Origin of the sequence: Azospirillum himalayense (assembly GCF_042657465.1) — a bacterium.
GTDB lineage: Bacteria > Pseudomonadota > Alphaproteobacteria > Azospirillales > Azospirillaceae > Azospirillum > Azospirillum himalayense.
Genome location: NZ_JBHSLC010000023.1, coordinates 71,422 through 86,617 on the forward strand (window position 1 = coordinate 71,422; position 15,196 = coordinate 86,617).

Genomic DNA, 15,196 nt, shown 5'->3' on the forward strand with positions numbered 1-15,196 from the left:
GGTCCCCCCTCCCGGAGAGACCGGACGGACGGGTTGCTGCCGATCACACGGGATCGAGCGCCCGGCAGTCCTCGGGGCGGAAGCCGATGGACACGCTCTGGCCGTGGCTGAGGCCCGCGTGGGCGCCCGGCGGCAGCTTGACCATGAATTCCCCGTTGCCGGCGACCTTCAGCACGGCCAGCGCGTGGTCGCCGAGATAGATGGTGTCCTGCACCTGGGCGGGCAGGGCGTTCATGCCGTCCGGGGCCTGCCCGTCGGTCAGGATGCTGATGCGCTCCGGCCGGACCGACAGCGCGGTGGCGGTCCCGGCGCCGGCGACGTTGACCGCCTGGGCCACGACCGAACCGCCAGACGCCAGCGCCACGCGGCAGAAGCCCTGTTCGATATTCTCGACGGTGCCGCTCAGCACGTTGTTCTCGCCGATGAAGTTGGCGACGAAGCTGTTGACCGGGCGTTCGTACAGCGCGTCCGGCTTGTCGATCTGCTGCACGATGCCGTCGTTGAACACAGCGATGCGGTCCGACATGGTCAGCGCCTCGCTCTGGTCGTGCGTGACGTAGACGACGGTGATGCCCATCGTCTCGTGCAGCTGCTTGATCTCCAGCTGCATGTGCTCGCGCAGCCGCTTGTCCAGCGCCCCCAGCGGCTCGTCCATCAGGACCAGCTGCGGGTTGAAGACCAGCGCGCGGGCGAGCGCCACGCGCTGCTGCTGGCCGCCCGACAGCTGGCCGGGATGGCGGTGCGCCAAGTTCTCCAGCTTGATCATGCGCAGCGCCGAGCGCACCCGCTCCTTCACCTCGGACCGCGGCATCTTGCGCACGGTCAGCGGAAAGGCGACGTTCTCCTCGATCGTCAGGTGGGGGAACAGCGCGTAGTTCTGGAAGACCATGCCGATGTCGCGCTTGTGCGGCGGCATGTTCTTGATCGGCCGGTCGGCGAGATAGATCTCGCCATGGGTGGGGACCTCGAAGCCGGCCAGCATCATCAGCGTGGTCGTCTTGCCCGAGCCCGAAGGGCCGAGCAGGGTGACGAACTCGCCCTTCTTGATGTCGAGGTCGAGGTTCTTCACCACGAGGTGTTCGCCGTCATAGGTCTTCTGGACCCCGACGAAGCGCACCAGTGCCTGTGCGGTCGTGACCATGCCGCCGTCCATCATCCTCCCCCCGTCCGAGGTGTCCCGAGCGCGGTCCGGGGCCAGGGTTGCGTTCCCGACACAGGACCTATGCAATGGGTCAGACGGTATACCCGTTTAATAAATTCGACAAGCCCGTTGCTCGCGTCGCGATCAGTTCAACGGTCTGACGAAAATTTGTGCATCTGCGAAGGCCGTGCACGCGGTTTGAACGGGAGTTTGCTCCTTCCTTGACCTCTTGAAAACCCAGACTTTGGGAGGTTTGGGGTCCAGGAGGGCGATTCTTCCCGATTCGCCGCTCATCCGCCGGGGATGGGTGGAACAAACGGAACGATCCGCTCCACGAGACCGGTGAATTTTTTCACCAGGGGCGAACTTTCGTTGCTCCGTTGGGCCAGTTGCAGGGTGGTGACGGCGTCCGGCGTGTCGAGCGGCCGGTACACCACCCCTTCCAAGGCGACCTGCCGCAGCTGGCCGGGCAGAATCGACACGCCCAGCCCGGCGGCGATCAGCCCGATGATGGTGAAGGCTTCCCGCGCGTCCTGGGTCACGTTGGGGCGGAATCCGGCGGCGGCGCACAGGGCGAAGACCTGCTCGTGCGTGCTGGTGCCGAAATCGGCGGGGTAGAAGACGAAGGGCTCGTCGCGCAGGGCGGCCAGCGGCACGACCTCCCGCCCGGCCAGAGGATGGTCGGCGCGCATCACCGCCAGCAGCGGCTCCCGCACCACGTCGTGGAAGCGGAAGGAGTCGGGATCGGGGACGAAGCGCGGCTCCCGGATGAAGCCGACGTCGAGCCGGCGGTCGGCCAGCGCCGTCAACTGCTGCTTGGACGGCAGCTCGACCAGGGTCAAATGCACGTCGGGATGGGCGCGGCGGTAGGCGTCGATGATCCGCGGCACCATCGGCAGGAAGGGGGCCGCCGCGGTGAAGCCGACGCGCAGTTCGCCGACCTCGCCCTTGGCGGCGCGGCGGGTCAGCACGGCGGCGCGCTCCGCCCGCGCCAGGATCTCGCGCGCCTCGCCCAGCAGGAGCTGGCCCGGCTCGGTCAGCTCGACCCGGCGCTTGGTGCGCTCGAACAGGCGGGCGCCCAGCTCGGCCTCCAGCGCCTGGATCGACTGGCTGAGCGGCGGCTGGCCGATGCCCAGCCGGGCGGCGGCGCGGCTGAAATGCAGCTCCTCGGCGACGGCGACGAAATGGCGGAGATGGCGCAGGTCCATGCTGGTGTCTTATATGAGGATCATATTAAAGTCCCCTGATAAATGTATTTGAACCATGAAAGCGACCACGCCATGTTGGGGCGCATCGGACCTAGGGAGACATCAATCATGGCCGCCAAGACCGGAGCCGCCTCCGCCAAGCTCGCTTCCTTCGCCTGGGAAGACCCGCTGCTCCTCGACGAGCAGCTGACCGAGGACGAGCGGATGATCCGCGACGCCGCGCGCAGCTATTGCCAGGACAAGCTGCTGCCGCGCGTGACCGAGGCCAACCGGCACGAGATCTTCCACCGCGAGATCATGAACGAGATGGGCGAGCTGGGCTTCCTCGGCTCGACGATCGACGGCTACGGCTGCGCCGGGGTCAACTACGTCTCCTACGGTCTGGTCGCCCGCGAGGTCGAGCGGGTGGACAGCGGCTACCGCTCCGCCATGTCGGTGCAGTCCTCGCTGGTCATGCACCCGATCTACGCCTACGGCAGCGAGGCCCAGCGCGAGAAGTACCTGCCGAAGCTCGCCACCGGCGAATGGATCGGCTGCTTCGGCCTGACCGAGCCGGACGCCGGCTCCGACCCCGCCGGCATGAAGACCCGCGCGAGGAAGGTCGCGGACGGCTACATCGTCAGCGGCGCGAAGATGTGGATCACCAACTCGCCGGTCGCCGACGTCTTCGTCGTCTGGGCGAAGAACGACGAAGGCAAGATCAACGGCTTCGTGCTCGAAAAGGGCATGAAGGGCCTGTCGGCGCCGAAGATCGAGGGCAAGTTCTCGCTGCGCGCCTCGGCCACCGGCGAGATCGTCATGGACGAAGTGTTCGTGCCGGAGGAGAACCGCCTGCCGAACATCGAGGGCATCGTGGGTCCCTTCGGCTGCCTGAACCGCGCCCGCTACGGCATCGCCTGGGGCGCCATGGGCGCCGCGGAGTTCTGCTTCCACGCCGCCCGCCAGTACCAGATCGACCGCAAGCAGTTCGGCCGCCCGCTGGCCGCGAACCAGATCCCGCAGCTCAAGCTCGCCAACATGCAGACGGAGATCGCGCTCGGCCTGCAGGCCGCGCTGCAGGTCGGCCGCCTGCTCGACGAGGGCAAGGCGGCGCCGGAGATGATCTCGCTCATCAAGCGCAACAACTGCGGCAAGGCCCTGGAGATCGCCCGCGTCGCCCGCGACATGCACGGCGGCAACGGCATCGCCGACGAGTTCCACGTCATCCGTCACGTGATGAACCTGGAGGCGGTGAACACCTACGAGGGCACGCACGACATCCACGCCCTGATCCTGGGCCGCGCCATCACCGGCATCCAGGCCTTCGCGTGAGGTGATGTTGTCCCTCTCCCGCCTCGGGAGAGGGAAGGGGCCCACGCCCGTGGCGTGGGAAGGGTGAGGGTGTCGCCGAGGATCAGCGCCTTGATCCTCGTACGACCCTCACCCGCCCGCTGACGCGGGCACCCTCTCCCGGGGCGGGAGAGGGAACGAGGCGCTATTCCATAAGGACCCCACCATGCCCGGCCCGCTTTCCCATGTCCGTGTCCTGGAACTCTCCCGCGTGCTCGCCGGGCCGTGGGCGGCGCAGACGCTGGCCGATCTCGGCGCCGACGTCATCAAGGTCGAACGGCCCGGCGCCGGGGACGACACGCGTGCCTGGGGTCCCCCCTGGGCCGGAGAGGAGTCGGCTTATTTCCTCTCCACCAACCGCGGCAAGCGGTCGATCACGATCGACTTCGAACGCCCGGAAGGCCAGGAACTGGTGCGCAAGCTGGCCGCCCAGGCCGATGTCGTCATCGAGAATTTCAAGGTCGGCGGGCTGGTCAAGTACGGGCTGGACTATGACAGCCTGAAGGCGATCAACCCGGGCCTCGTCTACTGCTCGATCACCGGATTCGGGCAGGATGGCCCCTACGCCAAGCGGGCCGGCTACGATTTCATGATCCAGGGCATGGGCGGGCTGATGAGCATCACCGGCCAGCCCGACACCGAGGCGGGCGGCGGGCCGGTCAAGGTCGGCGTCGCGGTCACCGACGTCTTCACCGGCCTTTACGCCACCATCGGCGTGCTCGGTGCGCTGGCCCACCGCGACCGGACGGGAGAGGGGCAGTGGGTGAACCTCGCCCTGCTCGACGTGCAGGTGGCGGTGCTGGCGAACCAGGCCATGAACTATCTGGTCGGCGGCAAGGCGCCGCAGCGGCTGGGCAACGCGCACCCGAACATCGTGCCCTACCAAGCCTTCGCCACGCTGGACGGCCACATCATCCTGGCGGTCGGCAACGACGGGCAGTTCGCCAAATTCTGCCAAGTCGCCGGGCGACCGGAACTGGCGCAGGACCCGCGCTACGCCACCAACCCGGCCCGCGTCGCCAACCGCAAGGAGCTGGTGCCGATCCTGGAACGGCTGCTGGAGCAGCGGACCAGCCGCGACTGGCTGTCGGCGCTGGAGGCGGTGGGCGTGCCCTGCGGGCCGATCAACGACGTGTCCCAGGTCTTCGCCGACCCCCACGTCCAGGCGCGCAACATCCACCAGGACCTGCCGCACCCGACCGCCGGAACGGTGCCGACGGTGGCGAGCCCGATCCGCTACTCCGCGACCCCCATCGAGCACACGGTGGCGCCACCGACGCTCGGCCAGCACACCGACGCCGTGCTCGGGGAGGCGCTGGGCCTATGCGCGGCGGACATCGCGGCCCTGCGGGAGAAGGGCGTGGTCTGAACCGCGCGCACCCGTCATTTTGCCGCCCCGATCCCATCCCTTCCCCCGCCGTGCGCGGGGGAAGGGATTTTTTGCGTGAACCGAGATGATCGCCTCCACCACCCCGTCCTCCGCCGCCACCGACACCCGCCTGGGCATCCTGCTGATGCTGCTGGGCATGTCGCTGTTCACCGTCAACGACGCGCTCGGCAAATGGCTGGTCGCCGACTATCCGGTGGCGATGCTGCTGGCCATCCGCAGCCTGTTCGGCGCGATGCTGCTGGCCCCGCTGATCCTGCGCGAGGGGGTGCGGTCGGTCTTCGCGGTGAAGCGGCTGCCGTTGCATCTTCTGCGCGTCGGCTGCGTGGCGGGGGAGGTCGCCTGCTTCTACTGGGCGGTGCGGTCGCTGCCGCTGGCCAACGTCATGACCATCTACATGGCCGCCCCGTTGATCGTCACCGCCCTGTCGGTGCCGCTGCTCGGCGAGAAGGTGGGCTGGCGCCGCTGGGCGGCGGTGGTGGTCGGCTTCGCCGGGGTGGTGATCGTGCTGAACCCGACGGGCCAGTTCGACGCGGTGCCGTCGCTGGTCGCCCTGTTCGGCACGCTGGTCTTCTCCACCGGCCTGATCTCCACCCGGCTGCTGCGCGAGTCGAGCAACCTGTCGCTGGTCAGCTTCCAGACCTTCGGCACCGGCCTGCTCGGCGGGGCGGCGCTGCCGCTGGTCTGGGTGCCGCCGCCGGGGCTGGACTTCCTGTTGCTGGGGGCGCTGGGTGTCACGGCGCTGGCCGGGCACGCGGCGATGAACCGCTCGCTCCAGCTCAGCCCGGCGGCGGTCGTGGTGCCGTTCCAGTATGTCTCGATCATCTGGGCGGTGGTGCTGGACCTGCTGGTCTGGGGAACGGCGCCGACCCTGCGCATCATCGTGGGCGCGCTGCTCATCATCGGCAGCGGCCTGTTCGTCTTCCACCGGGAGCAGGCGCTGAACCGCGGTGCGGCGGCGGAGGCCAACGCCAGCGGCGGCCCCGGTGCCTAGAATGGGAAGAAGCGCGGCTCCAGCCGGACGGCAACCGGCGCCACCGGGCTCCAGCCGAGGCGGGCGATCACCGCGTTCGACTCCACCGCGCGGCGGCCCGGTCCCAGCGACCATGTGATGTGGTAGGTCCCGCCGCCGGGGCGGTCGGTCGTCCCGGCGATGGCGACGACCAGCGCCTGCACGCCCTCCCCATCGTCGGCCAGCCCCAGAACCGTTCCCTCGCGCTCCGTGGGCAGCGGATGACGTGTCCCGACGCCGTGGGCCAGCGTGACGTGATGGGCGACGGTGCGGGCGTAGCGCGTCGGGAACCGCGCCAGCAGGCGGGCGCGTTCGGCCTCCGGCAGCGCCCAGCCGACATAGCCTCCGCGGCGCGTCATGCGATCTCCCCGGTACCCTCAGCGGCGCCCACCCCTCAGGATGTCATCCATGATCTGGTTGGCCTCCGCCGGTCCGGCAATCAGCTCGATCATGCGGATGGCGGTGTAGCCGGTTCGCACATCGCCGACCCCGTCCGCCAGCGACTGCCGCGCCGTGCCGGTCAGCGAGGCGGTGGCCTGCTGGGTCACGCTCTTCAACGCGCCGCGCAGGCCCAGCGTGTCGGCGATGGTCGAGCATTTGCGCAGGGCGCGGGCTTGGTTCTCCGCCTGCACCATCCGGGCGGTGTCGGTGCCGGGAGCCATGGTTTCCACCGCGGAGAGGATCTCGGTCTCCGCCCCGTCGAGCACCTGGGTGCGCACCAGCTCGTGCACGGAGTTCCGGATGATCTTCAGCCGCTGGTCGAACTCCTTGTTGCGGCTGTGCTCCATGGCGTTGCGCGTGGCCTCCAGGCTGGCCACCAGATCGACCGCGAGGGTGGCGGCGGCCATGCGGTCCACTGTGCCGCCCGCGGCCGAGGCGACGCCGCGCGACCGTTCCTCGATCTGCGCCACCACCGTGCCGCTGAGATCCAGGAACAGGGCGGCGCGGTCGCTGGACTTCTGGCCCAGATCCATGTCCCACAGGTTGCCCAGCAGGATCGACGGGTCGGACAGGCGGGCCGCGGCCAGCAGGATGAACAGCTTCAGCGCCTCCGGCCGCCCACGCGCGACCTGCCGCCCGATGGCCTGGATGCCGTCCAGATGGTCTTTGTGCAGCTTCTGGATCGGTTTGGGCGACAGGACGGCCTTCAGCTCGGCCACCGGCTGGGCGATGGTCAGGATGCGGGCGATGTCCTCGATGGTGCGGAGGCGGTCGGGATTCAGCCGCAGCCCCAGTTCGTCCGCGAAGCGCCCCGTTTCCGTCTGCTCCAGAATGTCGGCCACGGCGGCGGAGGCCATGGACCAGAAGGCGCGGGCCGGCTCCGCCCGCGACGCCCCGTCGCCCAGCGCGCCGGCGGCGCCGCGCAGCCGCTCCTTGCCGATGTGGTCCTCCACCAGCGGCCACAGGGCGTTGACCACCCCGCGGTCCACCTTGTTCAGCGGAGCCGGCTGGTTGCCGGTGGGAAGCTGGAACAGGTCCTCGAACGGTTCGCAGAACAGCCGCTTGAAGGTCGCGCGCCGCCGGGGCCGCACCTCCGCCAGACGGGGGCGGATCAGCGAGAAGGTGTGCCGGACCTCCGGATGGTCGCCGATCTGCTGCAACAGGTCGACCACCTGCCGGAAGCGGGCCTCGTCGATGTCCAGCAGCTTGGTGCCGAGGCTGAGAAGGGCCTTGGGGTCCGTGGTCATGGTCAGGCCGCCTTCCCCTTGATCGCCTCGATCCGCATCACGAGGTCCGTGTCGAGCTGGCCGCTGCGCCAGTCCACATAAGCGCGCACCGTGCGGCGGTTCGCGGCCAGCAGCCCGTCGGCCAGCAGCGCGTGATCGGACTTCTCCTCGTCCTTGGGCAGCAGGGGCAGGACGCGGAACAGCTCGTGCACGGCCATGTCCTGCTCGTGCTTGCTCCGGGTCTGGGCCTCCGCCCAGCTCGTGATGATGAAGTCCCAGCCGTCGAGCAGCCAGGACAGCCGGGTGGTCGACCGCCGCACCAGCGTGCGCTTGGTGTCCCACTGGCGCAGCAGCAGTTCGAAGGCCGCCACCGATTGGTCGAGCTGGTTCACCACGTTGCGGACCTGGTTGAGCGTGTGCTCCGCCACCTCCGCGCAGAAGGTGCCTATGGGTGCGGCCTCCGACACGTTTCCGGTCGCCCAGTCGGTCATGCTGTCGCGGAACTGCAGCAGGTCGCGCGCCAGACGGCGCAGCCGCGCCGGCCGGGGCGAACTGGCGATGCCCACCGGCTCCATGAAGGTCGCCAGCTCGGCCACCCGCGCGTACAGCTCGGTCGGCTCCAGGGCAAGGCTCTGCGCCGCCTTGGTCATGTAGCTGCGGGTCAGCTGCTCGCCCTTCTCGGAGCCGAGGCCGGCGCGCAGGATGTCCGTCGATTCCAAGCCGACCGCCTTCAGCACCTCGACGATCAACTGGTAGTTGATGAGCAGCCGCTGTTCGTCCTCGTCGCGCAGAGCGGCCTCCGCCGCCTCCACGGCCAGCGGACCGGCGAGGCCGCAACGTGCCGCCTGGAGCACCGCCTTGCGGATGTCGTCCGGGGAGCAGCCGTCTCCCTTGCGGATCAGGTCCTGCAACATGCGGTCGTGGACCGTCATCGGGAAGGCGAGCGGCAACCCCTTCCACGGCACCACATAGACCCCGTGCCCGTCCGACAGGTTGGGAATCAGAACCTCCAGCTTGTCCCGGTCATCCTTGCGCACCCGCGTCTGCGCCAGCACCGGGGTGGTGAAGGCCACGGCGGCGCCGCGCTCCTCGAAGGTGGAGGGAGCAAAATTCGTAAGTGAACGCATGGTTCTCGGGTTCGGGAGGGAAGTGGAAAGCCGCGCGGTACCACACGTAGCCTGATTCGCTCAATTTTTCGTTAAATCCGCATAAGATCGTCCTTTCCTCAGCCCTTTGGAGGTAAGGCGCCACATCGGCGGTCATTTGCCCGTTATTCAGCCAGAGGGTGCGGTGCGGGCAGGCAAGGGGGGGCGCGGCGGATGGCCGTGGTGAAATGGATCGGCTACGGCCTGTTGGGGCTGGTGGTGACCGTGGTGGCGGGCGCCGGCATCGCCTTGGCCGTCTTCGACTGGAACGACGCCCGCGGCTTCGTCGCCCGGCAGGCGTCCAAGGCGCTGAACCGCGAGGTCGCCATCGACGGCGATCTCAACGTCCGGTTGGGGGACCCGCTGCGCATCCGTGTCGAGGGGCTTCGGGTCGCCAACGCGGAGTGGAGCGACGACAAGACGATGGCGGAACTGCGGGTGCTGGACCTTCAGCTTCGCCCCTGGCCGCTGCTGCGCGGTGACTTCGAGTTTCCGGAGATCCGCCTGTCGGGTCCCAAGCTGCTTCTGGAGAAGAACCGGGAGGGCGCGGCCAACTGGGATTTCGGCGGGCCGGACCCGCGCAAGGAGGCGGCGAAGGAGACGATGAAGCCGGAAGACCGCGGCGACCTGCCGATCATCGAGACGCTGGTGGTCGAGGAGGGGCGCCTGCGCTTCCGCGACCCGATCCGCAAGATCGACATCGACAGCGGCGTCAACACGGCGGTCGGCGGCAACGGCGACCAGGAGGTTCGGCTGGAGGGCAAGGGCGACTTCGCCGGCAAGCCCTTCACCCTGACGGCGGCCGGCGGCTCGCTGGAGTATCTGCGCGACGATCCCAAACCCTATCCCCTGCGCGTCGAGACCGCCATCGGCAAGACCCGCGGCAAGATCGAGGGCTCGATCGCCGAGCCGGTGCTGCTCCAGGGCGTCGACCTGTCGGTGGAACTGCGCGGCGACGATCTGGCCGACGTCTTCCCGATCCTGGGCATTCCCGTGCCGACGACGCGGCCCTACGCCATCTCCGGCCATCTCGGGCGCGAGGGCGACGTCTGGCGGTTCGAGGGGATGAACGGCAAGGTCGGCGAGAGCGACCTGTCCGGACAGGTGGCGGTCGATCTGGGTGGCGAGCGTCCGCGGATCACCGGCGACCTCACGTCGCGCAAGCTGGCGGCGATCGATCTGGCGGGCTTCATCGGCGCCTCGCCGGAAGGCCGCGGGGACTACCCGACCAAGGGGCGGGAGCGGATCATCCCGGCCACCGAGGTTCCGCTGGAAAAGCTGCGCACCGCCGACATGGACGTGAAGTTCCGCGGCGAGCATGTGGAGGCGCCCTTCTCCACACTGGACGCCCTCGACGCGCGGGCCAAGCTGGAGAACGGGCGGCTGGTGCTGGACCCGCTGTCGCTCGGCGTCGGCGGCGGGCGGGTCGCCGGGACGGCCGTGCTGGACGGCGGGCGCAAGACTCCGGCGCTGGACGTCAACCTGGACGTCCGGCAGATCAAGCTGGCCCGGCTGTTCCGCGAGACGGCCTTCGCGCAGGAGATGGGCGGCACGGCCAGCGGGCGCATCCAGCTCAAGGGGCAGGGCACCACGGTCGCCAACATCCTGGGGTCCTCCGACGGCAAACTGGGCGTCGCGGTGGACGGTGGGCGGATCACCAGCTACGCGGTCAAGGGGCTGAAGACAAACATCCTGGAAACGCTGGGCGTCGTCCTGTCCGGCGACAAGCCCTTGCCCTTCAACTGCCTGGTTGCCGACGTGACGGTGAAGGACGGGCTGGTGGAAAGCCGCGCGCTGGTGCTCGACACGCCGGAAACGCTGGTGACGGCGGAAGGCACCATCAACCTGCGCAGCGAGGCGATGGACATGACCGTGCTGGGGCGGGCCAAGAGCCCCCAGATCTTCGCCACCCATGTCCCGGTCCATGTCCGCGGCACGCTGGGTGCGCCGGACATCGGGGTGAACGCGGCGGAATCGGCGGCGCGCGGCGCCGCGGCGGTGGCGCTGGGCGTCCTGCTGACGCCGCTGGCCAGCGTCCTGCCTTTTCTTGACCCAGGCAGTGACGAGCAGCCACACTGCGGCGAACTCGTCCGGAACGCCCGGTCGCCGTCGAACGCCAACACCGGCTCCAGCGGGGCCGGCAAAGGGCGCGACGCGGCTCCCTCGGGCTCCCCGTCCGGAAAATCGCAGTAACGACGCACCAACAATCCCCAAAAAAGGGCTGCATGACGCTCGACCAGGGACTCGCCTTCGGCATCATCGGCGCGGTGATCGCGCTGCTGATCTGGGACAAGCTGCGCTACGATCTCGTCGCCATGCTGGCGCTGCTGGCGGCGGTGGCCGTCGGGATCGTCAAGCCAAAGGACGCCTTCAGCGGCTTCTCCGACGACATCGTCATCATCGTCGGCTCGGCGCTGGTGGTCAGCGCGGCGGTCGGCCGCTCCGGCATAGTCGAGGAGGTGATGCGCCCCCTCGGCGCCCGCATGAAGACCGTGCCGGCGCAGATCATCGTGCTGACCGGGGCGGTGACCCTGCTGTCCGCGGTGGTCAAGAACATCGGGGCGCTCGCCATCTTCATGCCCATCGCCATGCAGGTGGCGCGGCGCAACGGGACGAAGGTGTCGTCGCTGCTGATGCCCATGGCCTTCGGCTCGCTGCTGGGCGGGCTGATGACGCTGGTCGGCACCTCCCCCAACATCATCGTCAGCCGCCTGCGCAACGAGATGGTCGGCGAACCCTTCGGCATGTTCGACTTCACGCCGGTCGGCCTGACCATCGCGGTGGCGGGGTTGGCCTTCCTGACGGTCGGCTACCGCCTTCTGCCCACCGGACGCCAAGCGGCCTCGGGCAGCGCCGGGGGGTTCTCCATCGACGACTACACGGCGGAGGCGCTGCTGCCGGAGAAATCGCCCTTCGTCGGCAAGACGGTCGCCGACCTGGAGGCCTACGGCGAGGGCGACGTGACGGTGGCGGCGATCATCCGCGAGCGGCATCGCCGCTTCATCCCGTCCGGCCATTGGGTGCTGCTGGCGGGCGACGTGCTGGTGCTGGAGGCCGACACCCAGGCGCTGGGCGACCTCGTGAAGCACGCTGGCCTGGAGCTGATGCACGAGAAGGAGCTGGAGGGGGTGCAGAGCGACGAGGATCTGGCGGTCCTCGAAGCGGTGGTGGAGCCGCGCTCCCCCCTGATCGGCAGCAACGTGGAGGATGTCGAACTGCGCGAGCGCTACGGCGCCAACCTGCTGGCGCTCAGCCGGCGCGGCCGGCCGATCCGCCAGCGGCTGCGCCGCGTCCGCTTCCAGCCGGGCGATCTGGTGGTGCTTCAGGCGCGGGCGGCGGGGCTGTCGGACACGCTGAACGAACTCGGCTGCCTGCCGCTGGCGGAGCGCAACCTGTCCATCGGGCGGCGGCGCAAGCGGCGGATCGCGCTGGCCGTGATGGCGGTGACCATCGGGCTGGTGGCGACCAGCCTCGTCCCGGTGACGCTGGCCTTCTTCGGCGCCGCGGTCGCCATGACGGCGCTGCGGGTGATCACGCTGAAGGAAGCCTACGAATCGATCGAGTGGCCGATCCTGGTGCTGCTGGGCGCCCTGATCCCGGTCAGCGAGGCGTTGCGCACCACCGGCGGAACGGAGCTGATCGCCGGCTGGCTGTCCATCGCCGCGCAAGGGCTGCCGCCCGTCGGCGCGCTGGCCCTGATGCTGATGGCGGCGATGGCGGTAACGCCCTTCCTGAACAACGCGGCCACCGTGCTGGTGATGGCCCCCATCGCGGCCAGCCTCGCCAACCATCTGGGCTTGCGGCCCGACGCCTTCCTGATGGCGGTGGCCGTGGGGGCGGGCTGCGATTTCCTCACCCCCATCGGGCACCAGTGCAACACGCTGGTCATGGGGCCGGGCGGCTACCGCTTCAGCGATTACGCGCGCCTCGGTCTGCCGCTGTCGCTGATCGTCATCGTGCTGGGCACGACGGCGATCGCGCTGTTCTGGCCCCTGATGCCGCATTAGACGCCCTCTCCCGTCCCGGGAGAGGGAAGGGGCCCGCGCCGAAGGCGTGGGAAGGGTGAGGGTATCGCCAAGGATCAGCGCATTGATCCTCGTACGACCCTCACCCGCCCGCTACGCGGGCACCCTCTCCCGGGACGGGAGAGGGCTTCTTGCTCGACCACATCAGTCCCAGGCGGGCGCCAGACCGTCCGGGCTGACGATCCGCCCGTCGGGGCGGGCGAGGCCGTGGATGGCCGCCATGTCCGCCTCCGACAGCGCGAAGTCGAAGATGGCGAGGTTCTCGGCGGCGCGCTTCTCGCCGACCGTCTTCGACAGGGCGATCACACCCTCCTGCTGGACCAGCCAGCGCAGGACCACCTGGGCGGGGCTCCTGCCCAGCCGGGCGGCGATGTCGGTCAGCACGGGGTCCTTGAAGACCTTGCCGTCGGCCATGGCGTAATAGGCGGTGATCGACTGGCCATGGCAGCGCGCCGCCTCCAGCATCGCCGACTGGTCGAGATAGGGATGGTACTCGATCTGGTTGGTCACGATGGGCGCCTTGCTGAGGCGCACGGACTCGTCCAGAAGCTTGCGGTTGAAGTTGCTGACGCCGATGTGGCGGGTCTTGCCGGCGGCTTGGACGGCGTTCAGCGCCTCGATCTGCTCGGCGAGCGGAACGGCCTCGTTCGGCCAGTGGAGCAGCAGCAGGTCCACGTAATCGGTTCGCAGCTTCGCCAGGCTCTCGTCCACCGAGCGGCGGAAGTCGTCGGCCTTGTAGTTGCTGACCCAGACCTTGGTGGTCAAGAAGACCTCGCCGCGCGGCAGGCCGGACGCCTTGATGGCCTCGCCGACCTCGCTCTCGTTGCCATAGATCTGGGCGGTGTCGATGTGGCGGAAGCCGAGCTTCAGGACCTCCGGCACCATGCGCAGCACGTCGGGGCCGCTCATGCGGAAGGTGCCGAAGCCGAGGGCGGGGATGGAGGCGCCGTTGGCGCTCACAGTGTGCATTGGTCTCGATCCTCTCGAAGGCAGTGTTCTTCTCAGTATAATCAAGCGGGCTGAGCGACGGCCTCGCCGCGGCGCCCGTCCTTGCGGTCGAGCGCGCCGCTGAGCAGGGTCAGCGCCAGCCCACCCAGGACGAACAGCCCACCCACCCACGGCGTTGCCGCGAGGCCGAGCGCGCTGTCCACCACCCGCCCGCCGAAGAAGGCGCCGGCGGCGATGCCCAGGTTGAAGGCGGCGATGTTCAGGGCCGAGGCGACGTCCACCGCGCCGGGCGCGTGGCGCTGCGCCAGCTGCACGACGTAGAGCTGAAGTCCGGGCACGTTGGCGAAGGCCAGCGCGCCCATGCCGGCCAGGGTGACCAGCGCCGGAACCGGGCTGGAGGCGGTGAAGGTGAAGACGATCAGCACGACCGCCTGAAGGGCGAACAGCCACGCCAGCGCGCGGACCGGGTTGCGGTTGGCGAGCTTGCCGCCGACCATGTTGCCGACCGCGATGGCCGCCCCGTAGAGCACCAGGACGAGGCTGACCGTGCCGCTGGAGAAGCCGGTGATCGTCTCCAGGATCGGCGCCAGATAGGTGAAGGCGACGAAGGTCCCGCCATAGCCCAGCGCCGTGATGGCGAAGGCCAGCAGCAGGCGCGGCTTGGCCAGCACGCGGACCTGCGTGCCCAGCCCGGCGGCGGGCGGCTGGCTGAGCTTCGCCGGGACGAGCGCCGCGACGCCCAGCGCGCCGATCACGCCCAGCGCGGAGACCGCCAGGAAGGTGGAGCGCCAGCCGAAATGCTGGCCGATCCAGGTGCCCATCGGCACGCCGGTGACGATGGCGATGGTCAGGCCGGAGAACATCATGGCGATGGCCGAGGCCCGCTTGTCCTCCGGCACGAGGTCGGCGGCGATGGTCGCGCCGACCGAGAAGAAGACGCCGTGGGCGAAGGCGCTGAGCACGCGGGCGGCCAGCAGCGTCTCGTAATTGGGGCTGACCCCGGCCAGCAGGTTGCCGGCGATGAAGAGGCCCATCAGGCCGAGCAGCAGCGGCTTGCGCCGCAGCCGGCCGGTCAGCGCGGTCAGGACCGGGGCGCCGACGGTGACGCCCAGCGCGTAGACGCTGACCACCATGCCGGCCATCGGCAGGCTGACGTTCAGGTCGGTGGCGACGGTCGGCAGCAGGCCGACGATGACGAATTCCGTCGTTCCGATGGCGTAGGCGCTGATCGCCAGCGCCAGCAGTGCGAGTGGCATGACTGAAGGCTCCATCCATGCGAGCTGTGCAGGACGCATCAGATGCGCCAAAAGGACAGGATGCGGAATGCCGTCCGT

12 protein-coding genes are annotated in these 15,196 nt (G+C 69.2%); 5 read left to right on the top strand and 7 right to left on the bottom strand.

What is annotated here, in order from left to right; translation table 11 throughout:
* Positions 1-43: 43 nt before the first annotated feature.
* Both ACFPMG_RS14395 and ACFPMG_RS14400 read right to left on the bottom strand, forming a co-directional pair.
* The gene (locus ACFPMG_RS14395; protein WP_376995776.1) at positions 44-1,141 is read right to left on the bottom strand and encodes an ABC transporter ATP-binding protein; all 1,098 of its coding nucleotides are present in this window, start codon (positions 1,139-1,141) and stop codon (positions 44-46) included.
* Positions 1,142-1,431: 290 nt separating this feature from the next.
* Complete coding sequence (locus ACFPMG_RS14400; protein WP_376995777.1) at positions 1,432-2,349, bottom strand: LysR substrate-binding domain-containing protein; 918 nt, start codon at positions 2,347-2,349, stop codon at positions 1,432-1,434.
* Between the two features lie 108 nt (positions 2,350-2,457).
* On the opposite strand from ACFPMG_RS14400, the gene ACFPMG_RS14405 reads away from it, so the two are divergent.
* From ACFPMG_RS14405 to ACFPMG_RS14415, 3 genes are all read left to right on the top strand, one after another.
* Positions 2,458-3,660 (top strand): acyl-CoA dehydrogenase, encoded by a 1,203-nt coding sequence (locus tag ACFPMG_RS14405; protein ID WP_137104749.1) that lies wholly within the window; start codon positions 2,458-2,460, stop codon positions 3,658-3,660.
* 184 nt (positions 3,661-3,844) lie between these two features.
* Positions 3,845-5,047, top strand: a complete 1,203-nt coding sequence (locus ACFPMG_RS14410; protein WP_376995778.1) for a CaiB/BaiF CoA transferase family protein — start codon at positions 3,845-3,847, stop codon at positions 5,045-5,047.
* An 85-nt stretch (positions 5,048-5,132) separates the two neighbouring features.
* Positions 5,133-6,059, top strand: coding sequence for a DMT family transporter (locus tag ACFPMG_RS14415; RefSeq protein ID WP_376995779.1), 927 nt, complete (start codon positions 5,133-5,135; stop codon positions 6,057-6,059).
* On the opposite strand, the gene ACFPMG_RS14420 is transcribed toward ACFPMG_RS14415, so the two are convergent.
* Genes ACFPMG_RS14420 through ACFPMG_RS14430 form a run of 3 tightly spaced genes read right to left on the bottom strand, consistent with a single transcriptional unit; the run spans position 6,056 to position 8,871 of the window.
* Positions 6,056-6,436 (bottom strand): hypothetical protein, encoded by a 381-nt coding sequence (locus ACFPMG_RS14420; protein ID WP_376995780.1) that lies wholly within the window; start codon positions 6,434-6,436, stop codon positions 6,056-6,058. The two genes, ACFPMG_RS14415 and ACFPMG_RS14420, sit on opposite strands and share 4 nt — an antisense overlap.
* 18 nt (positions 6,437-6,454) lie before the next feature.
* On the bottom strand, positions 6,455-7,765 hold the full coding sequence (locus tag ACFPMG_RS14425; protein WP_376995781.1) for a hypothetical protein: 1,311 nt from the start codon (positions 7,763-7,765) through the stop codon (positions 6,455-6,457).
* Between the two features lie 2 nt (positions 7,766-7,767).
* On the bottom strand, positions 7,768-8,871 hold the full coding sequence (locus ACFPMG_RS14430; protein WP_376995782.1) for a hypothetical protein: 1,104 nt from the start codon (positions 8,869-8,871) through the stop codon (positions 7,768-7,770).
* Positions 8,872-9,063: 192 nt separating this feature from the next.
* Between ACFPMG_RS14430 and ACFPMG_RS14435 the strand changes: the two genes are divergently transcribed.
* Positions 9,064-11,082 (top strand): AsmA family protein, encoded by a 2,019-nt coding sequence (locus ACFPMG_RS14435; RefSeq protein WP_376995783.1) that lies wholly within the window; start codon positions 9,064-9,066, stop codon positions 11,080-11,082.
* Positions 11,083-11,114: 32 nt separating this feature from the next.
* The gene (locus tag ACFPMG_RS14440) at positions 11,115-12,896 is read left to right on the top strand and encodes an SLC13 family permease (protein ID WP_376995784.1); all 1,782 of its coding nucleotides are present in this window, start codon (positions 11,115-11,117) and stop codon (positions 12,894-12,896) included.
* 162 nt (positions 12,897-13,058) lie between these two features.
* Here the strand turns inward: ACFPMG_RS14440 and ACFPMG_RS14445 are convergent, their stop codons facing one another.
* A complete protein-coding gene (locus tag ACFPMG_RS14445) occupies positions 13,059-13,883 on the bottom strand; it encodes an aldo/keto reductase (RefSeq protein WP_376995785.1) in 825 nt (274 codons plus the stop codon).
* Positions 13,884-13,924: 41 nt separating this feature from the next.
* Positions 13,925-15,118, bottom strand: coding sequence for an MFS transporter (locus ACFPMG_RS14450; RefSeq protein ID WP_376995786.1), 1,194 nt, complete (start codon positions 15,116-15,118; stop codon positions 13,925-13,927).
* Positions 15,119-15,196: the final 78 nt, after the last annotated feature.